Annotated in this window: 22 protein-coding genes, 2 tRNA genes and 1 other annotated feature; all 24 genes read right to left on the bottom strand. The window is 40.4% G+C overall.

Features of this window, described 5'->3' with window-relative positions:
• Positions 1–24: 24 nt before the first annotated feature.
• Complete coding sequence (locus P4V41_RS00085) at positions 25–1,044, bottom strand: hypothetical protein (RefSeq protein WP_328082823.1); 1,020 nt, start codon at positions 1,042–1,044, stop codon at positions 25–27.
• A 223-nt stretch (positions 1,045–1,267) separates the two neighbouring features.
• Entirely contained in the window at positions 1,268–2,221 is a 954-nt protein-coding gene (gene ilvA / locus P4V41_RS00090) for a threonine ammonia-lyase (RefSeq protein WP_328082824.1), read from the bottom strand.
• 43 nt (positions 2,222–2,264) lie between these two features.
• On the bottom strand, positions 2,265–2,858 hold the full coding sequence (gene leuD / locus P4V41_RS00095; protein WP_328082825.1) for a 3-isopropylmalate dehydratase small subunit: 594 nt from the start codon (positions 2,856–2,858) through the stop codon (positions 2,265–2,267).
• Positions 2,845–4,281, bottom strand: a complete 1,437-nt coding sequence (gene leuC / locus P4V41_RS00100) for a 3-isopropylmalate dehydratase large subunit (RefSeq protein ID WP_328082827.1) — start codon at positions 4,279–4,281, stop codon at positions 2,845–2,847. The genes leuD and leuC overlap by 14 nt, the downstream gene beginning before the upstream one ends.
• A 15-nt stretch (positions 4,282–4,296) precedes the next feature.
• Positions 4,297–5,391, bottom strand: a complete 1,095-nt coding sequence (gene leuB / locus P4V41_RS00105) for a 3-isopropylmalate dehydrogenase (protein ID WP_328082828.1) — start codon at positions 5,389–5,391, stop codon at positions 4,297–4,299.
• A gap of 18 nt (positions 5,392–5,409) precedes the next feature.
• Positions 5,410–6,951, bottom strand: a complete 1,542-nt coding sequence (locus P4V41_RS00110; protein WP_328082829.1) for a 2-isopropylmalate synthase — start codon at positions 6,949–6,951, stop codon at positions 5,410–5,412.
• Positions 6,938–7,963, bottom strand: a complete 1,026-nt coding sequence (ilvC, locus tag P4V41_RS00115) for a ketol-acid reductoisomerase (RefSeq protein WP_328082830.1) — start codon at positions 7,961–7,963, stop codon at positions 6,938–6,940. The genes P4V41_RS00110 and ilvC overlap by 14 nt, the downstream gene beginning before the upstream one ends.
• Before the next feature lie 15 nt (positions 7,964–7,978).
• Positions 7,979–8,497 carry an acetolactate synthase small subunit gene (gene ilvN / locus P4V41_RS00120; RefSeq protein WP_066396617.1) on the bottom strand — a complete coding sequence of 173 codons (519 nt, stop codon included), beginning with the start codon at positions 8,495–8,497 and terminating at the stop codon, positions 7,979–7,981.
• Positions 8,494–10,212, bottom strand: coding sequence for an acetolactate synthase large subunit (gene ilvB, locus P4V41_RS00125; protein ID WP_328082832.1), 1,719 nt, complete (start codon positions 10,210–10,212; stop codon positions 8,494–8,496). The genes ilvN and ilvB overlap by 4 nt, the downstream gene beginning before the upstream one ends.
• 148 nt (positions 10,213–10,360) lie before the next feature.
• Positions 10,361–10,623, bottom strand: a binding site (T-box leader).
• A gap of 3 nt (positions 10,624–10,626) precedes the next feature.
• Positions 10,627–12,294 (bottom strand): dihydroxy-acid dehydratase, encoded by a 1,668-nt coding sequence (gene ilvD, locus P4V41_RS00130; protein ID WP_328082833.1) that lies wholly within the window; start codon positions 12,292–12,294, stop codon positions 10,627–10,629.
• A gap of 24 nt (positions 12,295–12,318) precedes the next feature.
• Positions 12,319–13,221, bottom strand: coding sequence for a branched-chain-amino-acid transaminase (gene ilvE / locus P4V41_RS00135; RefSeq protein ID WP_328082834.1), 903 nt, complete (start codon positions 13,219–13,221; stop codon positions 12,319–12,321).
• Between the two features lie 303 nt (positions 13,222–13,524).
• Positions 13,525–13,601: transfer RNA gene (locus tag P4V41_RS00140), tRNA-Arg, on the bottom strand.
• 188 nt (positions 13,602–13,789) lie between these two features.
• A tRNA-Gly gene (locus P4V41_RS00145) sits at positions 13,790–13,863 on the bottom strand.
• An 83-nt stretch (positions 13,864–13,946) separates the two neighbouring features.
• On the bottom strand, positions 13,947–14,477 hold the full coding sequence (locus P4V41_RS00150) for a metallophosphoesterase (RefSeq protein WP_328082835.1): 531 nt from the start codon (positions 14,475–14,477) through the stop codon (positions 13,947–13,949).
• A complete protein-coding gene (locus tag P4V41_RS00155; protein ID WP_328082836.1) occupies positions 14,462–15,070 on the bottom strand; it encodes an XTP/dITP diphosphatase in 609 nt (202 codons plus the stop codon). Before P4V41_RS00155 ends, P4V41_RS00150 begins: the two co-directional genes overlap by 16 nt.
• Positions 15,071–15,342: 272 nt before the next feature.
• On the bottom strand, positions 15,343–16,380 hold the full coding sequence (locus tag P4V41_RS00160) for a GerMN domain-containing protein (protein ID WP_137790655.1): 1,038 nt from the start codon (positions 16,378–16,380) through the stop codon (positions 15,343–15,345).
• A gap of 197 nt (positions 16,381–16,577) precedes the next feature.
• On the bottom strand, positions 16,578–17,372 hold the full coding sequence (racE, locus tag P4V41_RS00165) for a glutamate racemase (RefSeq protein ID WP_328082837.1): 795 nt from the start codon (positions 17,370–17,372) through the stop codon (positions 16,578–16,580).
• A 427-nt stretch (positions 17,373–17,799) separates the two neighbouring features.
• The gene (gene ptsP, locus P4V41_RS00170) at positions 17,800–19,512 is read right to left on the bottom strand and encodes a phosphoenolpyruvate--protein phosphotransferase (protein WP_328082838.1); all 1,713 of its coding nucleotides are present in this window, start codon (positions 19,510–19,512) and stop codon (positions 17,800–17,802) included.
• The gene (locus P4V41_RS00175; protein WP_066396644.1) at positions 19,512–19,778 is read right to left on the bottom strand and encodes a phosphocarrier protein HPr; all 267 of its coding nucleotides are present in this window, start codon (positions 19,776–19,778) and stop codon (positions 19,512–19,514) included. Before P4V41_RS00175 ends, ptsP begins: the two co-directional genes overlap by 1 nt.
• 13 nt (positions 19,779–19,791) lie before the next feature.
• Positions 19,792–21,864: a glucose-specific PTS transporter subunit IIBC gene (gene ptsG / locus P4V41_RS00180; protein WP_328082839.1), complete on the bottom strand. Its 2,073-nt coding sequence runs from the start codon at positions 21,862–21,864 to the stop codon at positions 19,792–19,794.
• 195 nt (positions 21,865–22,059) lie between these two features.
• On the bottom strand, positions 22,060–22,914 hold the full coding sequence (gene glcT / locus P4V41_RS00185) for a glucose PTS transporter transcription antiterminator GlcT (RefSeq protein WP_328082840.1): 855 nt from the start codon (positions 22,912–22,914) through the stop codon (positions 22,060–22,062).
• Between the two features lie 148 nt (positions 22,915–23,062).
• Positions 23,063–23,287, bottom strand: coding sequence for a helix-turn-helix domain-containing protein (locus tag P4V41_RS00190; RefSeq protein WP_066243534.1), 225 nt, complete (start codon positions 23,285–23,287; stop codon positions 23,063–23,065).
• Positions 23,288–23,442: 155 nt separating this feature from the next.
• Positions 23,443–23,910, bottom strand: coding sequence for a thioesterase family protein (locus tag P4V41_RS00195; RefSeq protein WP_328082844.1), 468 nt, complete (start codon positions 23,908–23,910; stop codon positions 23,443–23,445).
• 76 nt (positions 23,911–23,986) lie between these two features.
• Entirely contained in the window at positions 23,987–24,742 is a 756-nt protein-coding gene (gene sdhB, locus P4V41_RS00200) for a succinate dehydrogenase iron-sulfur subunit (protein WP_328082845.1), read from the bottom strand.
• Between the last annotated feature and the right edge of the window lie 2 nt (positions 24,743–24,744).

A 24,744-nucleotide genomic window follows, 5' to 3' on the forward strand; every position in this document is an offset into this window, starting at 1 on the left:
TCAACAAGTTACATCACTTTCTCATTAAGTCTGCATATAAAATCTTTCCAATTCGACGAGAACCTTTACTGCTCTTTGTAATTCTTCATCTTCTTGATCCGTTTCTTCTTCCATCCCACATAAAATATTCGCTGCTATAACAGTGGCTTCAAACCAAAGAATCTTATTCTCTGGAGTTGGTAAAAACGGGTATAAAGCGAGTGAATAATCCTTCCACACGGCAAGTGCGATCTCGAGTAGTGATGGATTCTCTTGTTCGAGTTCGTCTTTAATCAAAGATTTTACTTCATTATAAAAGAAATCATCATTTAGATCCGTAAGCTTCGCGATGTCAACTTCAGTGAATTGTCCATATTTCTCGATCTTTACAATTTTGTCTAACTGATTTTCTTTAAGATATTGGAGAATTAAACTTTTTACAGCCGGATGTTTTTTTTCATCTATTAAAAAAGACTCAAACATCGGAACAATCATGTCAGGACCGAGGCGCTTTAACTGTTGTACAGCCATCCACTGCGAGTCTGCCTGATCGCTTTCAAGCATCTCTTTTAACGCTTGAAAGTCAGGATTAGCCGGTGGTGTTGTTGGAAGTTCAGGGTCTTTCTTCACTTCTGGAACACCTTCCTGCTCGATTACCTTACGACTAAACTGTAGAAGTTGATAAAATGTTTCGGCTTTGTCTGCGGGAATCTTCTGCTCTTCAAGAACAGCTTCAATCACCGAAACAACGGTTATGTATTCTGATAACTGAACTAATATGCTTAAGTAGATTTGAAGTACATCATAATATTCACCGATCCCTTCTTTAAGCATACGGTCGCATCTCTGTTTGGCTTCATGTAATCTGCCTAATTCAACCAAACTCAAAACAAGCCCAAGATTACCTTGTGAATGCATTGGGTCTGCATGAAGCAATTGTTCAAAACACGATAAGGATTCATCGTATTTTTTACTTTTTAAAGAATCCATTCCTTTTTCTAAAAGACGCCCATTTAAGTTAGGAAACCGAACGATATTGTTTTTGTTGTTCTTTTCGTTAGTCATCACAACTCTCCGCTTCCATTAATGTTTGACTAAAGAATAGCAGTTTCGCCTGATGAACTCAAGATAACTAAGAAGTTACAAACCTAAATCAAAACTAACACATTGTGTGTACATGCTAAGTCTCTTCACTAAAAGCTATTTTGGGTACCTTTTGCCGCTTATGTATTTGTTAAAAATAAACAAAGGCTCGCTCAAAGATATCTCTTCTAAGCAAGCCTCTTTACTAACTAATTCTTTTCAAGTTCACCTTATCGGCCATCCCTTTATACAATGACCATTTAACGGGGTCTACATTCCCGCCACTGATGATGAGCCCAACTTTTTGATCGAGCGCAAGACTGCTATGGAACATCACTGCAGCTAAACTAGCAGCACCTGCACCCTCTACGACCACCTTTTCACGTTCGAGCATAAACATCATGGCGTATGCGATTTGCTCTTCTGTCACGGTGACCATTTCGTCAACATATTTTGAAATCACAGGAACAGTAATCTCTCCAGGCTTAACAACCGCGATCCCATCCGCGATCGATGTACAGCGAGTTGTCGTTTTTCTAGATGTACCTTTAAAGGCTTGATATACGGCACTGGCATTCGCCGATTGCACGCCAACTACTCGCACATCTGGTCTGATCGACTTTACCGCGAGAGCAATACCAGCCAATAGCCCTCCGCCTCCTACTGGTACAACAATCGTTTTTAATTCCGGTTTTTGTTGCAGCATCTCAAGAGCTACGGTGCTTTGTCCTGCAATCACATCATAATCATCAAAAGGATGAACAAAGACTCCCCCGTTGTTCTCTTCTTCCCTTTTTGCAGCTTCATATGCTGCCTGATAATTATCACCCTCTAAAACGATATCTGCTCCATACGATTTTACGGCGTCTATCTTGGAAAGCGGTGCATTTTCAGGCATGAAAATTTTAGAATTTATTCCACGCAGTGAACAGGAAAGTGCTAATCCTTGTGCATGGTTGCCAGCCGATGCTGCGATCACACCTCTCGCGCAGTCTAGTTCGTTTAGTGTTGAAACTTTGTAATAAGCTCCTCTCAATTTAAACGAACCCGTTTTCTGTAGATTTTCTAGCTTCATATACACGTTTCCACCGGTCCATTTGTTTAGAGTTGTGGACTGTTTGAGTGGAGTACGGTGCGCGATTTTTGAGACTTCCTCCAAAGCGTGAAATAAACGTTCAGCTGTGATTGTTAAATCCCCATTGTCAGTTCACGATCCTTTCATCTTCATATTTTTTTATGAACGACTCTTGTTGAAGAGTTACTGATATTTCGTCCCATCCATTGAGAAGCATCTTTTTCCAATACGGATCAAATTCAAAATGAAAGATTTCTCCCGTTTCGTTTTCTACATGTTGATGCTCAAGGTCTACTCTTAACGTTTGTATGAGGCTTCCAGACCTCTCTCTCTGCAGGTGTCGAATTTCATCTTTTGAGAGCCTGATTGGTAAGATGCCATTTTTCACACAATTATTAAAGAAGATATCAGCAAAACTTTCGGCTATGATCACTTGAAACCCATAATCCTTTAAAGCCCAAGGAGCATGCTCTCTTGAAGATCCACAACCAAAATTTTTACCGGTAACTAATATTGAAGCTTCTTTTGTTTCTGGTGAATTAAGTTCAAAATCTTTATTTTCTGTTCCATTAGAGTGATATCTCCAATCAAAGAACAAAAACTCACCATATCCTGCTTTATCAATTTTTTTCAAAAATTGTTTTGGAATGATCTGATCTGTATCTACATGGTCTCTTTCTAAAACTGCAGCACTGCCTGAATGTGTTTTAAACCCCGGCATAACGATCTACCTCCTGTTCTTTTTTAGGAAGTATGGAACGAACATCAGTGAATTTCCCTTCTAAAGCTGCTGCAGCTGCCATGATTGGACTAACCAAGTGTGTCCTCGCACCTTTTCCTTGCCTTCCAGCAAAATTACGGTTTGAGGTAGATGCACATCTTTCTCCCTCTGGAACAATGTCGTCATTCATTCCTAAACACATCGAACATCCCGACTCACGCCACTCGAATCCAGCGTCTATAAAAATTTGATGCAACCCTATGTTCTCAGCTTCTTTTTTCACAGCTTGTGATCCTGGAACTACAATTGCACGGACTTCTGGGTGTACATTTCTGCCTTCAACAACTTTAGAAGCTTGGAGTAGGTCACTAAGCCTTGAATTAGTACAAGAACCAATAAAAACGTGCTGAACAGGGATATTCTCTACTTTTTCATTTCCTTTAAAACCCATATATTGGAGTGCATTTAGTAACGATTGCTTCTCTTCTATAGAGGAAGAGCTTTCCTCTGAAGGAATCACTCCACTGATCGGCAAACACATGGATGGCGTCGTCCCCCACGTGACCATCGGTTCGATCTCTGAAGCATCAATCTCGATCGTTTGATCAAATCTAGCGTTTTCATCACTCGCAAGCTCACTCCATCTCTTACAACTTTCCAGAAATTCTTGATTCTTTGGAGCATAACACCTACCTGATATATATGAAAAAGTAACTTCATCAGGAGAAACGACCGATGCTTTTGCTCCAGCCTCTATCGACATGTTACAAAGAGTCATTCGTTCTTCCATCGAAAATTTTCTAACCGTGCTACCAGAAAATTCAATAATATGACCAGTACCAACATTTGTCCCATATTTCGCGATGAACCATAAGATGACGTCTTTCGCTGTAACACCAAACCCTAACTCTCCTTCAATCTTAACGTTCATCTGTTTTGGTTTGTTCTGCCACAGCGTTTGTGTAGCAAGAACATGTTCAACTTCGCTTGTGCCGATCCCAAAAGAGAGTGCTCCGAAAGCACCATGTGTGGATGTGTGACTATCTCCACATACAATGGTTTTCCCAGGTAGAGTCAAACCTAGCTCAGGCCCAATTACATGAACGATCCCTTGTTGTTCAGAGTTCAATCCCTCTAGTTGAATACCAAATTCTGTGCAGTTTTTTTCAAGAGTTTGCACTTGTAAACGTGATGTTTCGTCCTTTATATTGAATCGATCGACCGTCGGAATATTATGATCCATCGTGGCAAAACATAGATCAGGCCGTCTGACGGTTCTATTCTTTTCTCTCAGACCCGCAAACGCTTGAGGCGAAGTCACTTCATGAATGAGGTGGAGGTCAATGTAGAGGAGATCTGGTTTATTATCTTCTTCTACGACAATATGGCTTTCCCAAAGTTTATCTATGATTGTTTTACTCACAAAAAATCTACCTCCCTACACATAAACCTCTAGAAGAGTTGCACTCGTTGAATCTTCCAACAATCTAAAATGTATTTGATTGACCATTTCTTTTGTAGTTACTAGAGTCTCGCTTTCTCCAAAGATATCCCCTGTACGATAACCTGCCTGCAGCGTTTCAAAAACGGCAAGTTCAATTGCTTCCGCTTCTTTTTCAAGCTGGAACGAATGACGAAGCATCATCGCGACACTTAGGATCATACCGATCGGATTTGCTTTGCCACTTCCAGCGATATCAGGTGCTGAACCATGTATTGGCTCATATAGACCAGGACCGTTTTCACTTAGAGAAGCAGAAGGCATCATGCCTAAAGAACCTGTAAGAACAGAGGCTTCGTCTGACAGAATATCGCCAAACATATTTTCAGTAACGACTACATCAAAACTTGTAGGATTACTGATCATCCGCATGGCAGCATAATCTACCAGCAAGTGTTCCTTTTCAACGTTTGGATATTTTTTAGCTACACCCTCTACGATTTCTCTCCACAATTTGCTCGTTTCAAGAACGTTTGCTTTATCAACGGATGTTACTTTTCTTCTTCGAGAAGAAGCTAACTCAAACGCTTTTTCAACGATTCTTGTAATCTCTTCTCTTGTATATGACAACGTATCAACCGCACGTTTTCCATTCCGTTCTTTCGGCTCTGAAAAATAAATCCCACCGGTCAGTTCGCGAACAAATACAAAGTCAGCACCTTTTACCTTATTCGATTTAAGAGGTGATAGATGTTCAAGTCCAGGATAAACGTGAACAGGCCTTACATTTGCATATACGTTCATCGCTTTTCTCAAAGCTAGCAATCCTTGTTCTGGTCGAACATTCCCTTGATCCCACTTTGGTCCACCAACCGCACCTAGCAGTACAGCATCGCTGTCTTTGCAAGCTTTTAGCGTGGAATCTGGAAGTGGATTACCTTCCTGGTCAATAGCAGCACCTCCAAATAGTTGTTCAATCGTCTCAAATTCATGACCAAACCGCGTTGCTACACCATCTAATACTTGTAAAGCACCCTTGATCACTTCTGGACCAATCCCGTCTCCTGGTAAAACTGCTATTCTCTTTTTCATCTAACATCCCTCCTAAATTTAGATGCTCATCGCTTCATAGCTCTTCTTTTCATCTTGAAGCTGAAGTTTATTATAGGCGTGAACATAAGCTTTAGCTGATGCTTCCAAAACATCTTGTGCCGTTCCGCTTCCGTTGATCTCATGACCATCACTAACGATTTGAACAAACACTTGAGCAAGAGCATCACGCCCTGCTCCCACTGATTGAATTCTATAATCATTCAGCTTGATTGAAGAGGGAAGCATCTTTCCAAGTGTATTGTAGATGGCTTCGACACTGCCTGAACCAGTTGCTGCATCTTGAATCAGTTTTCCATCTGGAGTCAACAGTCTTAATGTTGCAGTTGGAATCTGATTCGTACCATAGTTCACTTGAATGTCTTTCAGCTGATACAAAGGCACTTCAGGTTGTATTTTATGATCGATGAGTAAGGCAAAGATATCTTCCTCTGTCATCTCTTTTTTCTTATCAGCTAACTGTTTAAAATCTTCAAAAAGAACTTTAACTTTGTTCTCATCTGGATGAAAACCTAATTTATGCAAATAATCTTTAAACGCGTGACGCCCTGAGTGTTTTCCAAGCACGAGTTGATTGGAAGGAACACCAACAAGCTCAGGTGTGATGATCTCATATGTTGATTTTTCTTTTAACACACCATCTTGATGTATACCTGACTCATGTGCAAAAGCATTCTTTCCGACAACTGCCTTATTCGGCGGGACAGCAATACCTGTTAACCTGCTTACAAGCTGACTCGTGCGGCTTATCTCATTTAGCTTCAAATGGGTTTTCGCCTGATAAAAGTCTTCCCGAATTGCTAATGCTACCGCTATCTCTTCTAGCGAGGCGTTTCCTGCTCTTTCACCAATTCCATTAATCGTACATTCAACCTGATTCGCTCCATGCTCGATTGCTGATAAAGAATTAGCAACAGCCATCCCTAAATCATCGTGGCAGTGAGCAGAGAGAATAGCTTTCTCGATGTTTGGTACATGGTTTAATAGGTAACGAAAGATCTTTCCGTATTCCTCGGGATTCGTAAAACCTACTGTGTCTGGTATGTTGATAACCGTTGCACCAGCATCGATTACTTTCTCAACAATGCGCGATAAAAATACGAGATCTGACCGACATGCGTCTTCTGCAGACCATTGCACGACAGGGAACTTTTGTCGTGCATATTTGACTGCACCAACCGCCGTCTCTACGACTTGGTCAGGTGTTTTCTTTAACTTGTATGTCATATGAATGGGCGATGTTGCCAGAAAAACGTGCAGCCTTGGTTCAGCAGAATCTTTTAGAGCTTCCCATGCATAATCAATATCTGAAGTGTTCGATCGTGCCAAAGCTGTAACCGTTGAATTCTTTACAATAGAAGCTACTTTTTTCACAGCCTCAAGATCACCCTTGGATGCAGCCGGAAATCCAGCTTCCATAACATCTACACCTAGCAATTCTAGTCTTTTGGCGATCTCAATTTTTTCTGCCGTGTTTAGATTGACCCCTGCTGTTTGTTCTCCATCACGCAAAGTCGTATCAAAGATCTCAATTTTCCGCACTAGCAACGGCCTCCTTTTTTTGTTTTGATTTCACGAACGGCATCATTGCTCGAAGTTCCCTCCCTACTTTTTCAATAGGATGGTTCTTCTCTTGATTGTTCACAACATGGAACACAGGTCGATTTGCTTGATTCTCTAGGATCCAACCCTTAGCAAACTCTCCGGATTGAACATCTTTCAGAACTGATTTCATTGATTCTTTCACTCTTTCATCAATGACACGTGGTCCTGATTGAAAATCTCCCCATTGAGCTGTATCTGAGATTGAATACCTCATCCCCTCTAGACCACCTTCATACATGAGGTCAACGATTAACTTCAATTCATGTAAACATTCAAAATAGGCAACTTCTGGCTGATAGCCAGCTTCTGTTAGTGTTTCAAATCCAGCTTTCACAAGTGAAGATAATCCACCACATAACACAGCCTGTTCACCAAAAAGATCTGTTTCCGTTTCTTCTTGGAAAGTCGTTTCGAGCACTCCAGCTCTAGCAGAACCAATTCCTTTAGCATAACTAAGTGCAGTTTCACGAGCAGTGCCTGTAGCATCTTGGTATACCGCAAAAAGCGCTGGAACTCCTTCACCTGATTCAAATGTACGTCTAACAAGATGACCAGGACCTTTAGGAGCAACTAAGAATACATCCACATCTTGAGGTGGTACTACTTGGTGATAGTGAACATTGAACCCGTGAGCAAAAACGAGTGCATTTCCTGGAGACAGTTCAGGTAAAATTTCATTTTTGTAAACTTCAGGTTGCCTTTCATCTGGTAATAGAACCATTACGACTTCCGCAAGCCTAGCCGCTTCACGAACAGGATATACCTCAAATCCATCTCTAACTGCTTCATCAAAAGAACGACCTTCGCGAACACCAACTACAACATCATAGCCGCTATCCTTTAGGTTCAATGCATGAGCATGCCCTTGAGAACCATAACCTACTACTGCTACCTTCTTATTCTTTAATACATCGTTAGAAAGATCGTTTTCGTAATATACTTTTGCCATTATCATCATTCTCCTTTACATAATAGAATAGGGGTGAAGCTCAAGTACTTTCTTTTGTGTTCCTCGAGGTATAGCTGTAACACCAGTCCTTGAAATCTCTTTAATTCCGTATGGTCGCAGCAATTCGATCAATGCATCGATCTTTTCACCGTCTCCCGTAACTTCAAGCGTTACGTTCTCGAGTGAAACATCAAGGACGGTTGCTCGAAACGGCTCGATCAGCATTTTGATCTCGCTGCGCGTATCAGGTGTTGTTAGAACTTTGATAAGCGCAAGTTCTCTTGAAACCAGGGCCATGTTTGTCAGATCACGAACTTTTAAAATATTAATCTGCTTATGAAGCTGTTTAACAAGTTGTTCAGCTTTGCGATCATCTTCTACCCAAACCGTTAATGTTACTTTTGAAACGGCTGGATCTTCTGTATGTCCAACCGTAATGTTCTCTATGTTGAATTGGCGTTTTGTCAGCAATCCGGTCAAACGATTCAATACACCACTTTCGTTTAAAACCGTTGCTGAAATGATACGTCTCATCCTCTCACTCCAATCATTTCATGTAATCCTTTTCCAGGAGCGATCATCGGATAGACATTCTCATCAGCAGTAACAACACAATCGAGAACAAATGGTTTTTTGGATGCAAGAGCTAGCGTTAGAGCTTCTCTTACATCATCTTCTGTTTCAGCACGTTTCCCATCAATTCCGTAAGCTGATGCTAGCTTGATAAAGTCAGGTTGAATATCAAGCAGAGAGTGAGAGAATCGTTTTTCATAAAATATTTCTTGCCACTGTCTTACCATCCCGAGAGATTTATTGTTCACAATGACTACGATGACAGGAAGCTCCCAATCTTGAAGAACTCCGAGTTCTTGAAGCGTCATCTGAAAACCGCCATCTCCTACAACTGCTATTACCGGGAGATCCGGCTTTCCAACTTTCGCTCCGATCGCTGCAGGAAATCCAAATCCCATCGTTCCAAGTCCACCAGACGTTATCCATCTGTTCGATTCTAAAAACGTATAATATTGAGCTGCCCACATTTGGTGCTGTCCTACATCAGTTGAAACGATGGCTTCTCCTTTCGTAACATCATGAAGAATCTGCATTAACCGCTGTGGTTTTAATTCTGATTCATTTGTCTTGTACGTAAGTGGAAATTCAGTCTTGTGCTTCGTTAGTTGAATAACCCACTCGTTATAGTCTCCTTTATCACCTTTCGTCTGGTTTAATGCGGAAAGTGTTTCTTTCGCACACCCCACGATAGGAATTTCAGTTGGAACATTTTTTCCAATTTCTGCTGGATCAATATCAATATGTGCAACCACCGCTTTTTTAGCAAAATGATCCAGATTTCCGGTTAACCTGTCATCAAACCTAGCCCCAACGCCTATTAACAGATCGCAGTCATAAAGTGCCATGTTGCTCGCATATGTTCCATGCATTCCCGCCATTCCCAAGCAAAGCGGGTGTTCAGCTGGAAATCCCCCAAGACCTAAAAGGGTTTGAGCAACCGGTATCTGGTGATATTCCGCGAATGCGACCAACTCTTTTTCAGCACCTGCCGCCAGTACTCCCGCACCTGTTAAGAGGACAGGTCTCTTCGCTTGCAACAAGGCTTCATTCAATCTTTTAACTTGAAGAATATTGGGTTTTAATGTTGGTTGGTAACCCGGAAGGTGAATACCCGCAACCTCTTTTAATTCAGCTGTTTTAACGGCAACATCTTTCGGTATATCGATTAAAACAGGTCCCTTTCTTCCGGTGTTCGCTATATGAAAGGCTTCTTTCATAATTCTCGGCAGATCTTCTGCTCGCTGAACTTGATAATTATGTTTTGTAATCGGCATTGTGATCCCGACGATGTCCGCTTCTTGAAAAGCATCCGTTCCGATCACAGTTGTCGCTACCTGCCCCGTGAAGATAACAAGAGGAATGGAATCGATCATCGCATCCGCTATACCTGTAACAAGGTTAGTAGCACCTGGCCCTGATGTTGCTAACACAACGCCTGGTTTTCCTGTTACTCTTGCATAGCCTTGTGCGGCATGAATAGCTCCTTGTTCATGCCTTGTGAGAACATGCTTCATCTCTGATTTGTAGAGGGCATCATAGATTGGAAGTACAGCACCTCCTGGATAACCAAACAGAACTTCTACTTTCTCATCCTGCAACCCTTGAATAAATAGTTCAGCACCAGAGACTAATGAAGTTTCGACTGATTTTTTCTCAGCCACCCAACTGGCCTTCATTTTCATTCCTCCTTTAACTTCGAACCTTTATTTGGAAAATGAAATTTAGCGCATCAATTGTTGCTCTTGAAAAATAACCAAAAGGGCAACAATGGCTAAAAAAACCAATAAAAAAACTCCTCCACCCAAATGGACAGGTTAATCCTATCCAAGGGGTGAAAAAGTTCATTTTTTCCACGGTACCACCCTTATTCACAGCTCTTGTTAACTAATGCAAGGCTGCCTCAAGACGAAAAAATCGTCATTTGATAACAAGCGTTAAAATGGTCTTATCGCTTGGCCCTTCCTACTAAGAAACTTTCAAAAGGACACTCAGGAGGGATGTCCTGGTATTAGGAATAACCGGTTCACAGCAACCACCGGCTCTCTGTGTATCCCACATCTACCATTGTTCTCCGTCATCGTTTTATTGTTTTAAATTTTTAAGATTCCTCCAGTATTCGCTGATGTTACGAGCGCCGCATAGCGAGCGAGATACCCTTTTTTAATCTTCGGTTCTGGTTTCACCCAACCTTCTTTTCGCTCTTTTAAGTCTTCTTCTGTTAACAACACATGAATGGTTCTATTCACTAGATCAATTAAGATCGGATCTCCATTATTCACGAACGCGATAGGTCCGCCTTGTGCTGCTTCTGGCGAGATATGACCGATAGAAATACCACGAGACGCCCCTGAAAATCTTCCATCCGTGATCAGTGCTACTTTCGTACTCAACCCTCTTCCAGCAATAGCTGAAGTTGGAGAGAGCATCTCCGGCATTCCTGGTCCACCCTTCGGTCCTTCATATCGTATAACAACGACATGCCCTTCTCTTACTTCACCATTATTGATACCTTCAATCGCTTCTTCTTGGGATTCATAAACAATGGCCTCGCCTTGAAATGTTTTAATTGAAGGGTCAACAGCTCCTACTTTGATAACACAGCCATCTGGTGCAATGTTTCCATAAAGAATAGATAAACCACCTACTGGTGAGTAAGCGTTATCTTTCCTACGAATTACATCATCATCTAAAATTTCCGCATGCCGGACTCGGTGCTCTAACGTTTCTCCACTTATTGTTAACCGATCGTTATGGATAGCCCCTTCCATTCTACAGAGTTCATTGATGATCGCACTGACACCGCCCGCTCTGTGAACATCTTGCATGGAATAATCTGATGCGGGGCTGATCTTTGATAAATACGGAATACGCTCTGCGATCTCGTTGATTGATGATAAGTCATAATCAATCTCAGCTTCATTTGCGATGGCAAGCATATGAAGAACGGTATTCGTTGAGCCGCCCATCGCCATGTCTAATGCAAAAGCGTCATCAATTGCTTCTTTCGTTATGATATCTCTAGGTTTTATATTATTTTTCACAAGATCCATAAGTGACGTTGCCGCCTCTTTGATCAGTTCTCTTCGTTCGTCTGAAGTAGCTACAATCGTACCGTTACCAGGTAGTGTAATTCCTAGCATCTCCATAATGGAATTCATGCTGTTGGCAGTAAACATACCTGAGCATGACCCACAAGTGGGGCATGCACTTGTTTCAAGTTCTAATAGTTCTTCTCTTGTCATTTTTCCTGCTAAATGAGAACCTACTCCTTCAAATACCGAGGCAAGGGATAGGGATTTTCCCGCCATAGATTTTCCGGCTTCCATTGGACCACCTGAAACAAACACTGCAGGAACATTCGTCCTTACAGCTGCCATTAACATACCAGGCGTTATCTTGTCACAGTTTGGTATGTAGAACACACCGTCGAACCAATGGGCGTTAATAACAGTTTCTGCTGCGTCTGCGATGACTTCTCTACTAGGAAGTGAATACCTCATGCCGATATGGCCCATCGCAATTCCGTCGTCTACGCCAATCGTATTAAACTCGAACGGAATTCCACCCGCTTCTCTAATGGCTTCTTTTACCCATTCACCTACTTTGTTTAGATGCATATGCCCCGGAATAATATCAACATAGGAATTACAAACACCGATAAAAGGTTTATCCATATCCTCTGGTGCAACTCCCGCTGCGTGGAGAAGACTTCTGTGCGGGGCTCTATCGATTCCTTGCTTGATCATATTACTGCGCATATTTGTAACACTCCTATACTTCTTTTATCCAGCTTGAACAGCTTGGTTCGGATACACCTTAACTCCTTCTTCGACTACTTTTTCTCTAAACGATTTTAAAAGTTTGTTCGTATGTTCACCTGGTGCTCCATTTCCGATTACTCTTCCATCAACTTTTACTACCGCAATAACTTCAGCGGCAGTTCCAGTGAGAAATACTTCATCTGCCACATAAACATCATGTCTCGTGAATGGTTCTTCAACCATGTTGTATCCTTGTGCTCGTGCGATCTCAACAATCGCGTTTCGAGTAATACCTTCTAGAGCGCCTAAGTATCCTGGCGGTGTTTTAATCGTATTTCCTTTGATAATGAATACATTATCAGCAGAACCTTCCGCCACGTACCCTTGATCGTTCAGCATCAATGCTTCACTTACGCCAGCAAGGCTAGCCTCAATCTTAACTAAGATATTGTTTAGATAGTTTAGCGATTTAACTTTAGGGCTTAAAACATCCGGGCGGTTTCTTCTGCTTGCCACCGTTATGATTTCTAAACCTGTTTCATAAAGTTTTTTAGGAAATAGCGCAAGTTGTTCTGCAATAACAATGACTCCCGGTTGGCCGCATGTAAAAGGGTCCAACCCTAAATTTCCTTTTCCTCGTGAAATTACTAGTCGAATATAAGCATCACGATATTTGTTTTTCTGGAGCGTTTCTACAATGATGTCTGTTAGTTCTTCTTTAGTGTGCGGAATTGTCAGCATAATGGATTGAGCTGATTCGTATAAACGCTGAAGATGTTCATCTAGTCGATATACATTTCCGTTATAGACTCGAATACCTTCAAACACCCCATCTCCATATAAAAATCCATGATCGTAAACTGAGACTTTGGCGTCTTCCTTTAATACGTGCTCACCATTAACATAAACCCATTGCTCCTGCATCGTGATCCTCCTTTACGTGTCAATTTGAATTATTTGAATTTTTTAAAAATAATTTAATAATTGTTGACAATATTACGCCCATCTTATTAAAGAATCAACCACGAATTTTGGATATTTTACAGAATTCTGACTTTTCAGTTATTTTGCACACGCTTTCATTCCCATGCCCATAAGGTTTTGAAGCTTTAACGCGTCACATTGTAAACATTTTTAAAGCGCTTTCAACAAAAATAAAAAAACACGCTCGGTATCCTTTAACAGAGGACATCAAGCGTGTCGAAAAGTTGTTTTATGTAAGTATTATGGCGTCCCAGGAGAGATTCGAACTCCCGACCGTACGCTTAGAAGGCGTATGCTCTATCCGGCTGAGCTACTGGGACATATGTATTGGAGCCCCTTTCGCATAGCAATGGCGCTTTCCGCAATTACCATGCGCTGCGGGCACACAGTGATTTGTTCCACCCGTCGACTGTGGATACAAATATATTTTTATCATGCATTTTAATTGTAAGATCTGTTTACTTCAGATGTAACTTTTCATGGACCATTTGAACGTGAGAAAAACAAATGGAGCGGGTGATGAGAATCGAACTCACGACCAGAGCTTGGAAGGCTCTTGTTTTACCACTAAACTACACCCGCAGACAATTTTTAGACCTTGTCGCGACGACATAACTAAATATACATGATATCTAAATTATAGTCAACCCATTTTCTCAACTTTTTTATTTTCTAACTATTTTTTTCTCAAATGTTCTACTTAACTGATCAATACGTATACCATCGAGTGAATAAAAACTTACTGAAATATGATTATCTTCAATTTCTAACAAAGCATACGTCTTTTCAAACGAACCTCTAGGCAGCCTGATACTACCTGGATTGATAAAGATCATCCCCTCACGTTCAAAGGCCTCAGCTACATGTGAATGCCCAAAACAAGCAATGGCAGCGCCTGTTTCCTCTGCCCTGTATGCTAGTGAAAGATAAGACATTTTTACATCATATAAATGACCATGTGTTATATATATACATGTTTCTCCCAACAGCTCAATCGCTTCGTTAGGAAAACCATCGCCTAAATAATCCATATTTCCTTTAACTGTTACAAATCCAGACATTTCCTTAGATGATGTCGAAAGCTCTGAATCCCCGCAATGAATCATAAGATCTACTTTATTTTGATAGCGGCTCTTTAATGTTTCTAACTCATCAGTTAACCCATGACTATCACTAACGATTAAGGCTTTTCCCATAAGAGATCCTCCTCATTGATCAGTTTTTTTAATTTTTCCAATGCCACTGCTCTATGACTAATTTTATTTTTTTCTTCTTTGGCTAACTCTGCCATCGAACGATTTAATTGGGGGAGAAAGAAGATCGGATCATACCCAAAACCTTCAGTTCCCTTCTTTTCTCTTAATATCTGACCTTTACATTCCCCTTTTACAATTAGGGTTTCTTTTTCAGGTCTCGCAAAAGCCAAAGCACATACAAACTGAGCGTTTCTATTGTTATCTTCAACATCTTGAAGTTCTTCTAAGACTTTGTTCATGTTCTCTTCATCACTTTTATGTATACCTGCATATCTAGCTGAATAAACGCCAGGTCGTCCTTCTAACGCATGGATTTCTAATCCGGAGTCATCCGCAATAACAGGAATATTCATCTGTTTAGAAATAGTTTCAGCCTTTAAAATAGCGTTCTCTTCAAAAGTGACTCCTGTTTCTTCAACGTCAGGACTTCCTTCGATATCGTTTAAAGTGAGTATCTCAACCCCAAGATTTCCTAACATCGACTGAAATTCTTTAGCTTTACCTCTATTTTTTGTTGCGACTAAAATTTTCATGTAGTTTATTCCTCCGCGATAAAAGTAGATCTTTACTTAGTGAAAATCATGTGAATTCCTATTATAAATATGGATTAAATAAAAAGGCTGTTTTCGTAAATTTTGTTGCTCTTGGAAGTGTTGATTTCCGTTACAGGCTGCTCGCTTTCCACTCCTATCAACAGTCAAAGAAGTAAATACAATAAGATTTAAAAGCAACAATCCTTTAGAAAAGAGCCAATAAAAAAGAGACGAATATCTCGCCTCTTTACTGTATCACAACCTATTTGATTTTAAAATTCACCTGTGTTTACTTCTTTAGGTCTTGAAACTGGAGCGGTGAGCTCTTTCCCTTTTTCATTAAAAATCTTTGACTTTCCGTCTACTTTAATCGCTACCTTTTTCACCTCAGATAGCTCTGTAAGGGAAAGAACAATTGAATTTAACACTTCATCTGCAATCATGCTTTCTTCTTTGTTATCTAAGAGAGCTCCATTAAAGTTAAGTGTAACCACACCATCTTTAACGACAGGAGTACTCAACAATTTCACATCTGTTCTAAAATCTGTTAGAAGGCTGCTCTCTGCAGAAGGGCCATCAATTAGGTGTTCGATTGTTGCTGTTACTTTATCTGTTCCCTCTTTTGCAACTCGTCGTGTTACGGGTACATAATAAGTTTGATCCTGTGTCTGTGCTAAGAAATAGAGCGTTACCAGTTCACTGTTCGTGATATCTGCCACACTTCCATTCTCGAGATTTATGCCGTCAACGCGACTCACACCGTCACCAACTGGTGTATTGTTAACAGGCATTGAATTTTGGTTCTTTCCTGCGATTTGTATTTTAACCTTCTTTATGTTGTCAAACTGAGTAAGTGTAAAAGTAATAGCTTGTAAGATCTTCATTTCATCTGCTGCGTTGTACTCTGTAAATTCCTTTGAAAAATTTGCTGTAGCTGTTCCCTTTTTAATATTTACCGACAACACTTCTGTATCTGCAGGTAGAACAGCTTGAAAACCGTTAGGAAGCAGATTGCTTACAGGACCGTCTTTCACAAGATACTGAAGTACTTGCTTTGCAGTTTCATCGTTCTTTGGAAGAGCAAGAACTTGCGGAACAACCATCCCGTTGCTGTCGAATAAAAACAGTTGCCGCTTATTCGTTTGCTCTGCACTCGCTGCTTTATCTTTCTTATCCAGCGACTGACCTTCTTTCACATAATTCACTTTTGGGGGATCAAGCTCATTTCCTGCTTTCTCTCCCCATAGTCCGCAACCTGATACCAGCAATGAAGCTGATAATATGATAAGCGGTGCACCTGACTTCATCATTTTGCGCATACTTTCCCTCCTCAAGTGGTTTGTACTACTATGTATACGAGCTATCCTCTCCCGTTAGACCACTTGTACAAAAAATAAAAGAAACTGGCATTAATTAAAAGAAAAGAGCAGAATCCCTAAATGGATTCTACTCTTTTCACTTCAATATTCTCATTATAAGGTTACCTAAATTTCATGCTCTTTAAAAACTACAACTTAATACATTCTACTTTTTCAATCTTGCGGTCTAGCCAATGATTAGCAATCTGCAGGAAATGATTGCTCTCTGCTGTAGCTAAAAATCTATGCATCGGTTTAGCATCTTCTGTATTTAAGAGCCCGCTATGATCGAGGATGACAGATACTTCACGCGCAGTTTCAGCACCTGAACAGATCAACGTTATATGTTCACCCATCACTTGCTGAATAACAGGTCTTAATAAAGGATAATGAGTACACCCTAAGATGAGCGTATCGATGGAAAGATCCTTAAGCGGATATAATGTTTCTGAAACTGCACTTAATGTCTCTTCACCTGATAGTTTTCCTTGTTCAACAAGCGGAACGAACAAGGGACACGCTAAACTTTCTACGATTACATCGTTACGAATCTGCGTTAGCGCCTGTTTATAAGCACCACTATTGATCGTTCCGACTGTCCCTATTACACCGACGTGATTATTTTTCGTCGCTTTTAAAGCGGAACGGGCACCTGGATGGATAACTCCTAAGACCGGAATGTCTAACTTCCTCTTCGCTTCTTCTAATACTGCTGCAGTAGCTGTATTACAGGCGATAACGAGCATCTTAATCTCCTGTTCTAAAAGAAAGTCAATCATTTCCCATGTATAAGTCCTGACCTCTTCAAATGGTCTTGGACCATACGGACACCTTTTCGTGTCTCCTAAGTAGATAATTTCTTCTTTCGGTAGCTGCTTCATGATCTCTCTTGCTACCGTTAAACCTCCTACTCCTGAATCAATGACTCCAATGGGTCTATTCAAAAAGCATCGCCTCATCTCTATATACATACTGGCGTTAAATCACTGTTTTCTATTCTGCTAATATTTTTATGAAATTGCAAGACTATTCGTTAATGGAATGTTTTAAAGTTTGTGCGGTCTTCTATTGCCCGTTATTCTTTGCTGCAGAGAAATTTTTAATAACCACTATGAAAGGGTGTTTTTTCTAAAGGTCATTGCTTGTGGTTTTCCTCAATTGCAAGTTGATTGGAGCGTAAGGTTGCCATCTCCTATGGGACGAGCGGTCAGGTGGAGACTCCTAATGGCGCGTAGCGGCAGGAGGCTCACCACACGCCCCATGGAAAGCGAGCAACCTGAAGCGGAAATCAACTACTCTCGTGTCCAATCATATTCACTCAAACATCTATAGAAAAAGACTATGGAAATTCCCCATAGTCTTTTTTCTACTTTAGAAATTCTCTTCTGCAAACTTTACAACGTCTTCCATCGTTTCCATTTGTAGAATTTCATCCATATGTGCACTGATCTTTTCTTTAGACAGACCTAGGATCTGACTGCGAGCAGGAAGAACAGATGTAGCACTCATCGAAAATTCATCGAGGCCGAGTCCTAGAAGAATTGGAATTGCGATTGGATCTCCTGCCATCTCTCCACACATACCAGCCCATTTGCCTTCTTTATGAGCTGCATCAATAACCATTTTCACTAATCTTAAGATCGCTGGATTGTACGGCTGATACAAGTAAGAAACTTGTTCGTTCATACGATCAGCAGCCATCGTATATTGAATCAAATCGTTTGTACCGATGCTGAAGAAGTCTACTTCTTTAGCAAATGTATCTGCCATTACAGCTGTTGATGGAATTTCCACCATGATACCTACTTCAATGGATTCAGATACTTCTATACCTTCTGAAACGAGCTTTTCTTTTTCTTCTAATAAGATTCCTTTAGCAGCACGGAATTCTCCAAGTGTCGCAATCATCGGGAACATGATCTTCAAGTTCCCATATTGACTTGCACGAAGAAGTGCTCTAAGTTGTGTACGGAAAATCTCTTGCTCTTCTAAGCAAAGACGTATCGCACGGAATCCTAAGAAAGGATTTAACTCTTTCGGAAGATTTAAATAAGGAAGCTCTTTATCTCCACCAATATCAAGTGTACGGATGACTACTGGTTTACCTTCCATCTTTTGAAGCACTTCGCTATATGCTTTGAACTGCTCTTCTTCAGTTGGAAGTTGGTCACGGCCCATATAAAGGAATTCTGTTCGGTATAAACCAACGCCTTCTGCACCGTTCTCTAGAACACCTTTTACGTCTGCTGGTGTTCCAATATTAGCTGCAAGCTCAACTTGAACAGAATCGCTTGAGAATGTTTTTTCATTCACTAGCTTCGCCCATTCTGCTTTTTGCTTTTGATATTGCTTTTGTTTTTCTTCGTACGTTGCGACTTCATCTTCAGTAGGATTCACGATTACGTGTCCATCCAAACCGTCAATAATTACCATGACGCCGTTCTCAACGTTTTCCGTAATTGTTTTAGTTCCTACTACTGCAGGAATTTCCATTGAACGTGACATGATTGCTGAGTGAGAAGTCCTCCCTCCAATGTCAGTTGCAAAGCCTTTAACAAAATTACGGTTTAGTTGAGCTGTGTCAGAAGGAGTTAAATCTTCTGCTAAGATGACAACTTCCTCTGTGATGCTTGCAGGAGTTGTAAACGTCACATTTAACAAATGAGCTAAAACTCGCTTTGATACGTCACGAATATCTGCCGCACGCTCTTTCATGTATTCGTTATCCATGGATTCAAACATATTGATGAACATGGAAGAAACATCATCCATTGCTGCTTCGGCGTTAACCTTTTCACTTTCAATCTTTTGTTTTACAGCATCAACTAGTTCTGGATCGCTTAAAACAAGAAGATGGGCAGCAAAAATCGCTGCCTTATCTTCGCCTAACTCTTTGTTCGCTTTTTCTTTAATAACAGAAAGTTCTTCTTTTGATACTTTAAGCGCTGCTTCAAAACGCTCGATCTCACTCGCTGAATCTGAAATCGACTTTCTTTCAATTGTTAATTCAGGATTCTGAAGAACAAATGCTTTTGCGATTGCGATGCCGGCTGATGCTGCAATACCTGAAATTTTTTCAGACATTACTCACCAAGCCCTTCCTTTTTCATTACATTTTCTAATGCTGCGATTGCTTCATCTGCATCTGAACCTTCTGCTTTGATCACGATTGAAGACCCTTGTTGGATCCCTAGGCTCATTACGCCCATGATTGATTTTAAGTTAACGCTTTTTCCGTTGTAATCAAGTGTAATATCTGAGCTGAACTGACCTGCTTGGTTAACTAAAGTTGTTGCTGGACGTGCGTGAATTCCTGATTCGCTAGTTACTTTGAATGTTTTTTCTGCCATGATAATTACCCCTTTATTTTTTGAATGTAATAATATTTTCTTCCTCTATAGCCACAGTTCCTGTTTTTTCGACGGAAACTGTTTCATCCGATATATTCGTGAAAACAATCGGTGTGATTACGGATGGTGCGTTTTCCTTAACAAAGTTTAGGTCAACCTTTAAAATCTTTTGACCAATCTTAACTCTGTCGCCTTCAGAAACAAAGCTCTCAAAACCTTCACCTTTAAGTTTCACTGTATCGATACCAAAGTGAATAAGAATTTCTTTGCCTGAATCTGACTCAATACCGATGGCATGTTTTGTCGGGAAGATATTCATTATCTTACCATTAACAGGTGAAACCACCAAACCTTCTGCTGGCTCAATTGCAAATCCATCACCCATCATTTTTCCTGAGAAAACTTGGTCAGGAACTTCTGTGATCGGTAGTATTTTCCCTTTAATCGGAGAAACAAAACGATCATCATCTGTAGAAATCGATGAAGTTGGTGTAGCACCTTCATCATTTGTTTCCACGACTTTTCCTTGCTCAGGAGTTTTCTCTGAATTCTTCGGTTTTGCTACAGTCTTACCACTGATAATATCTTGAATTTCACTCTTGATCGTATCTGATCGAGTTCCAAAGATCGCTTGAATGTTATTACCCATCTCAAGAACGCCGGATGCTCCGAGTTTTTTCAATCGATCCTTGTCCACTTCCTTAGGATCATTTACAGAAACTCTTAATCGAGTGATACAAGCGTCAAGGTTAGAGATATTGGACTCTCCGCCTAATCCCTCTAAAATATTCGCTGCTAGTGAATCTTTATTGGACGGTCCAACATTCGTTTCAACTTCATCATCCACGATTTCTCGCCCTGGTGTCTTAAGATTCCATTTACGGATCGCAAAACGGAAACCAAAGTAATAGATCACTGCAAATACGAGACCTACAGGAATTACAAGCCACCAGTCTGTACGGTTAGGAAGTACTCCGAACAATAAGTAATCAATTACACCACCAGAGAAAGTCATACCAATTTTAACATTTAACAAGTGCATAACCATAAAAGAAAGCCCTGCGAAAATTGCATGAATTCCAAATAATACTGGTGCAACAAATAAGAAAGTGAACTCAAGTGGTTCTGTGATTCCTGTTAAGAAAGACGTTAACGCGGCAGAACCCATGATACCCGCTACTATTTTCTTTTGTTCAGGTCGTGCTTCGTGATACATAGCCAATGCAGCAGCTGGAAGTCCGAACATCATGAACGGGAACTTACCAGTCATAAAAGTACCAGCTGTTAATTCAACATTATCTTTTAATTGTGCAAAGAAAATTGCTTGGTCACCACGAACAAGTCCTTCTGCTGCAGATTTATAAGAGCCGAACTCAAACCAGAACGGCGAGTAGAAGATGTGATGCAGTCCAAAAGGAATCAATGAACGTTCGATCACTCCAAAGATAAATGCTGCAACCGTTAAGTTTGAATTAATCATGCTTTCAGAGAACGTATTCAGTCCATGCTGAACAGGTGGCCAGATGAACGTCATAACAATACCTAGCGCTAAAGCTGAAACCGCTGTAACGATTGGTACAAAGCGTTTACCAGCAAAGAATCCTAAGTATTGAGGAAGTTCGATGTTATAGAACCTCTTATAAAGATAGGAGGCTAAGATACCGACGATAATACCTCCAAACACTCCAGTTTGAAGTGTTGGAATACCTAGTACGTTCGCAAAAGAAGGATCTTTTCCGATCATATCAGGCGTTACCCCTTCAATAACGCTCATGGTTACGTTCATGATTAAGTAACCGATAATAGCAGCTAATCCAGCTACCCCTTCACCACCTGCAAGGCCAACAGCAACACCAACGGCAAACAATAAGGATAGATTGGCAAAAACAATGTCTCCCGATTTCTCCATTACGTCTGCAACAAGTTGGAACCACGCTACATCTAATGCAGGAATTTTTTCAATTAACGCTGGGTTTTTGAACGCATTACCAAAGGCAAGCAACAGACCTGCAGCTGGCAAGATAGCGACCGGCAGCATAAGTGCTTTACCTACGCGTTGAAGAACACCAAATAGTTTTTTCCACATAGGAAGTCCTCCTTTTATTATGATAACCCTTCCATTTACTTTCGCATCAAACAAAAAAAGACATAAATAAGAAACATGAGTAAATCCCTAATCAGAATTAATATATCCTAATTAAGCATCTACTACACTTTTGTTTCTTACTTATGCCTGATCGAATCAGTAACACGTAAAAACGAGTTGTTCTATATTCTGTTATCATTTGTCATCATTGTCATAACGCGAAAGCCTTTGCAAATGCATTGTCAAATATACAGCTTCTGCATGTGGCACGGGTTTTTGTAAGGTATTTTGCATAACCTTAATCAACTTCCACGCCAAATTGTAGCATAAAGGATATTCTTCTTTCAACACTTTTGCTAACTTTTCTTGTTCTTCCATGATATCACCCATAGAGACCCGTTCTATCGCATGCCTAAGGTGACGAACAAGACGCAAATAATTAATGCTTTTCGTATCAATGGTAAGATCTAGTGAATGTTGGATCATCTGCATCAAAGTGTTGATGAGCTCAGAGTGCTTCTTTATGTCAGTTACACTTTTATTCGTTATTGCGCTATGAATATGTAGTGCAACAAAACCAATCTCTCCTTCAGGAAGATAAATGCCCAACGATTTATTGATGATTTCAATCGCTTCTTCAGCGACCGTATATTCTTTTGGATATAGCGTTTGTGTTTCTGTTAGAAATGGGTTTTTAATGTCCATACTCTGTTCTAATCGTTTGATCGCGAACGTGATATGGTCAGTCAACGCGACATGTATATGTTCGTTTAACTCATTCTCAAAACGAGTTCTTATATGCACGATCACGTCATTGATCACTTCCACGATTTTTTCATCTATAGAATTTAATAACGTTTTGTATTGTTCTTGTTCGTTTTCATCTCTCAAGACAAATAACTTGTCCACTTGATTAGGTAGGATCTCTTCACCTGGTTTCTTGCCAAAGCCGATTCCTTTACCAATAACAATCCTTTCCTCATTGGAGGAATTAATAGCAATAACCACATTATTATTTAAGACTTTTTTTACTTGCAAGCTTTTGTTCATGAATTTTTCACCTTTTTCATTTAGGTCCATAAACCACTAACATCATAGCTTTCATCATAGCGGAAAACAGCTAGAAAAATCAATTACACTTTTTGCCTGCTGTATATTCAAACTGAAAACGGCTTTCACTATGAAAGCCGCTTTCTGACTAAATCTCGAGTTCTCCAAGCCTCAATAACTCTACAACGGCTTGAGAGCGTCCTTTAACCCCAAGCTTTTGCATGGTATTCGAAATATGGTTACGAACTGTTTTCTCACTAATGAATAATTGTTCCGCAATTTCTTTTGTGGTCTTATCTTGAACTAGTAGTTCGAAAACTTCTCTCTCTCTTTTTGTAAGTAGAGGCTTCGGTCGGTAGTGTTTATCTTTCAATGAATTCACCCCTCCTTGCTAGGGTTTAGGAACCGCCAACGAATATTGGAAGTATTTAGTCAACATATAGTATGTAAAGAATCAGATGGGAGTGACTTGGTTCATTTAAAAAGTATGAAGAATATTACAGATAAACAATAAAAAAAAGCCCATTTTCATACATGGGCTTCTTTGGAAAAGTTTTTTAATTGTTTATTGAGCTCATCATTCCACTTTACAGGGCGTCCATTCTTTCTAGAAATCTGTACGATAGCGCCTCTCCCTGTAAATACAGGAACCTTCTTCTCATTTATGCCTAAGTAATGGATGTCTATAGAAGATGAACCTACTTCATTTATTTTCACATATACTTTTAATTTTTCATCGTACATAATCTGGGCCAAATAGTCGCATTGAAGGTCTGCGACAACTGGAATCTCTTCCGAATCTGGAGCACCCCAGTCAGTCATCAAACCCAATTCCTTAAACATCGCGATCCGTGATTCTTCCATATAAGTAAAGATATTCGTATTGTTCACGTGGCCAAATCCGTCGATCTCACCAAAACGCACTTGCAAGTCGTGATAAAAAGAGAATCCCTTCTGCCACTCATCCATATTTGATATGTAATCCTGCCTAGCCAAATCTTTTACCGCCTTTCATATACAGAAATGTTCTAAAAAAGCTTCTCCCTGATGAGAGAAGCTCTATATTATACGTTTAACGATCGCTGCCAAAAAAGTTCTTAAATGCTTGGAAGCTTGTATCACGGTTAAGTGCTGCGATTGACGTTGTTAAAGGAATACCCTTAGGACAAGACTGCACGCAGTTTTGAGAGTTACCGCATGCTGCAAGACCACCGTCATCCATGATCGCGTTCAAACGCTCTTCCTTGTTCATCTCACCAGTTGGGTGAGCGTTAAATAGACGAACTTGCGATAAAGGTGCTGGTCCAATAAAGTCCGAATTTGTATTTACGTTCGGACATGCTTCTAAACAAACACCGCAAGTCATACATTTTGAAAGTTCATATGCCCACTGACGCTTAGTCTCAGGCATACGTGGACCTGGTCCAAGATCGTAAGTACCATCGATTGGAATCCAAGCTTTAACTCGTTTAAGTGCATCAAACATTCTACTTCTATCGATCGCCAAATCACGGACAACCGGGAATGTTTTCATTGGTTCAAGACGAATTGGCTGTTCTAATTGATCAACAAGAGCCGTACAAGATTGCCTTGGCTTTCCATTGATCACCATTGAACATGCTCCACAAACTTCTTCTAGACAACCCATCTCCCAAGTAACGGGAGTCGTAGCTTCCCCTTTTGAGTTAACAGGGTTTCTACGAATTTCCATAAGAGCAGATATTACGTTCATGTTTGGACGATGAGGAATTTCAAACTCTTCTAAATATGGGGCAGTTTCTGGGTTATCCTGTCTTGAGATGACGAATTTCACCATTTTTGTGCTCATTC

Source organism: Fictibacillus nanhaiensis, from assembly GCF_036213205.1.
Lineage (GTDB): Bacteria > Bacillota > Bacilli > Bacillales > Fictibacillaceae > Fictibacillus > Fictibacillus nanhaiensis_E.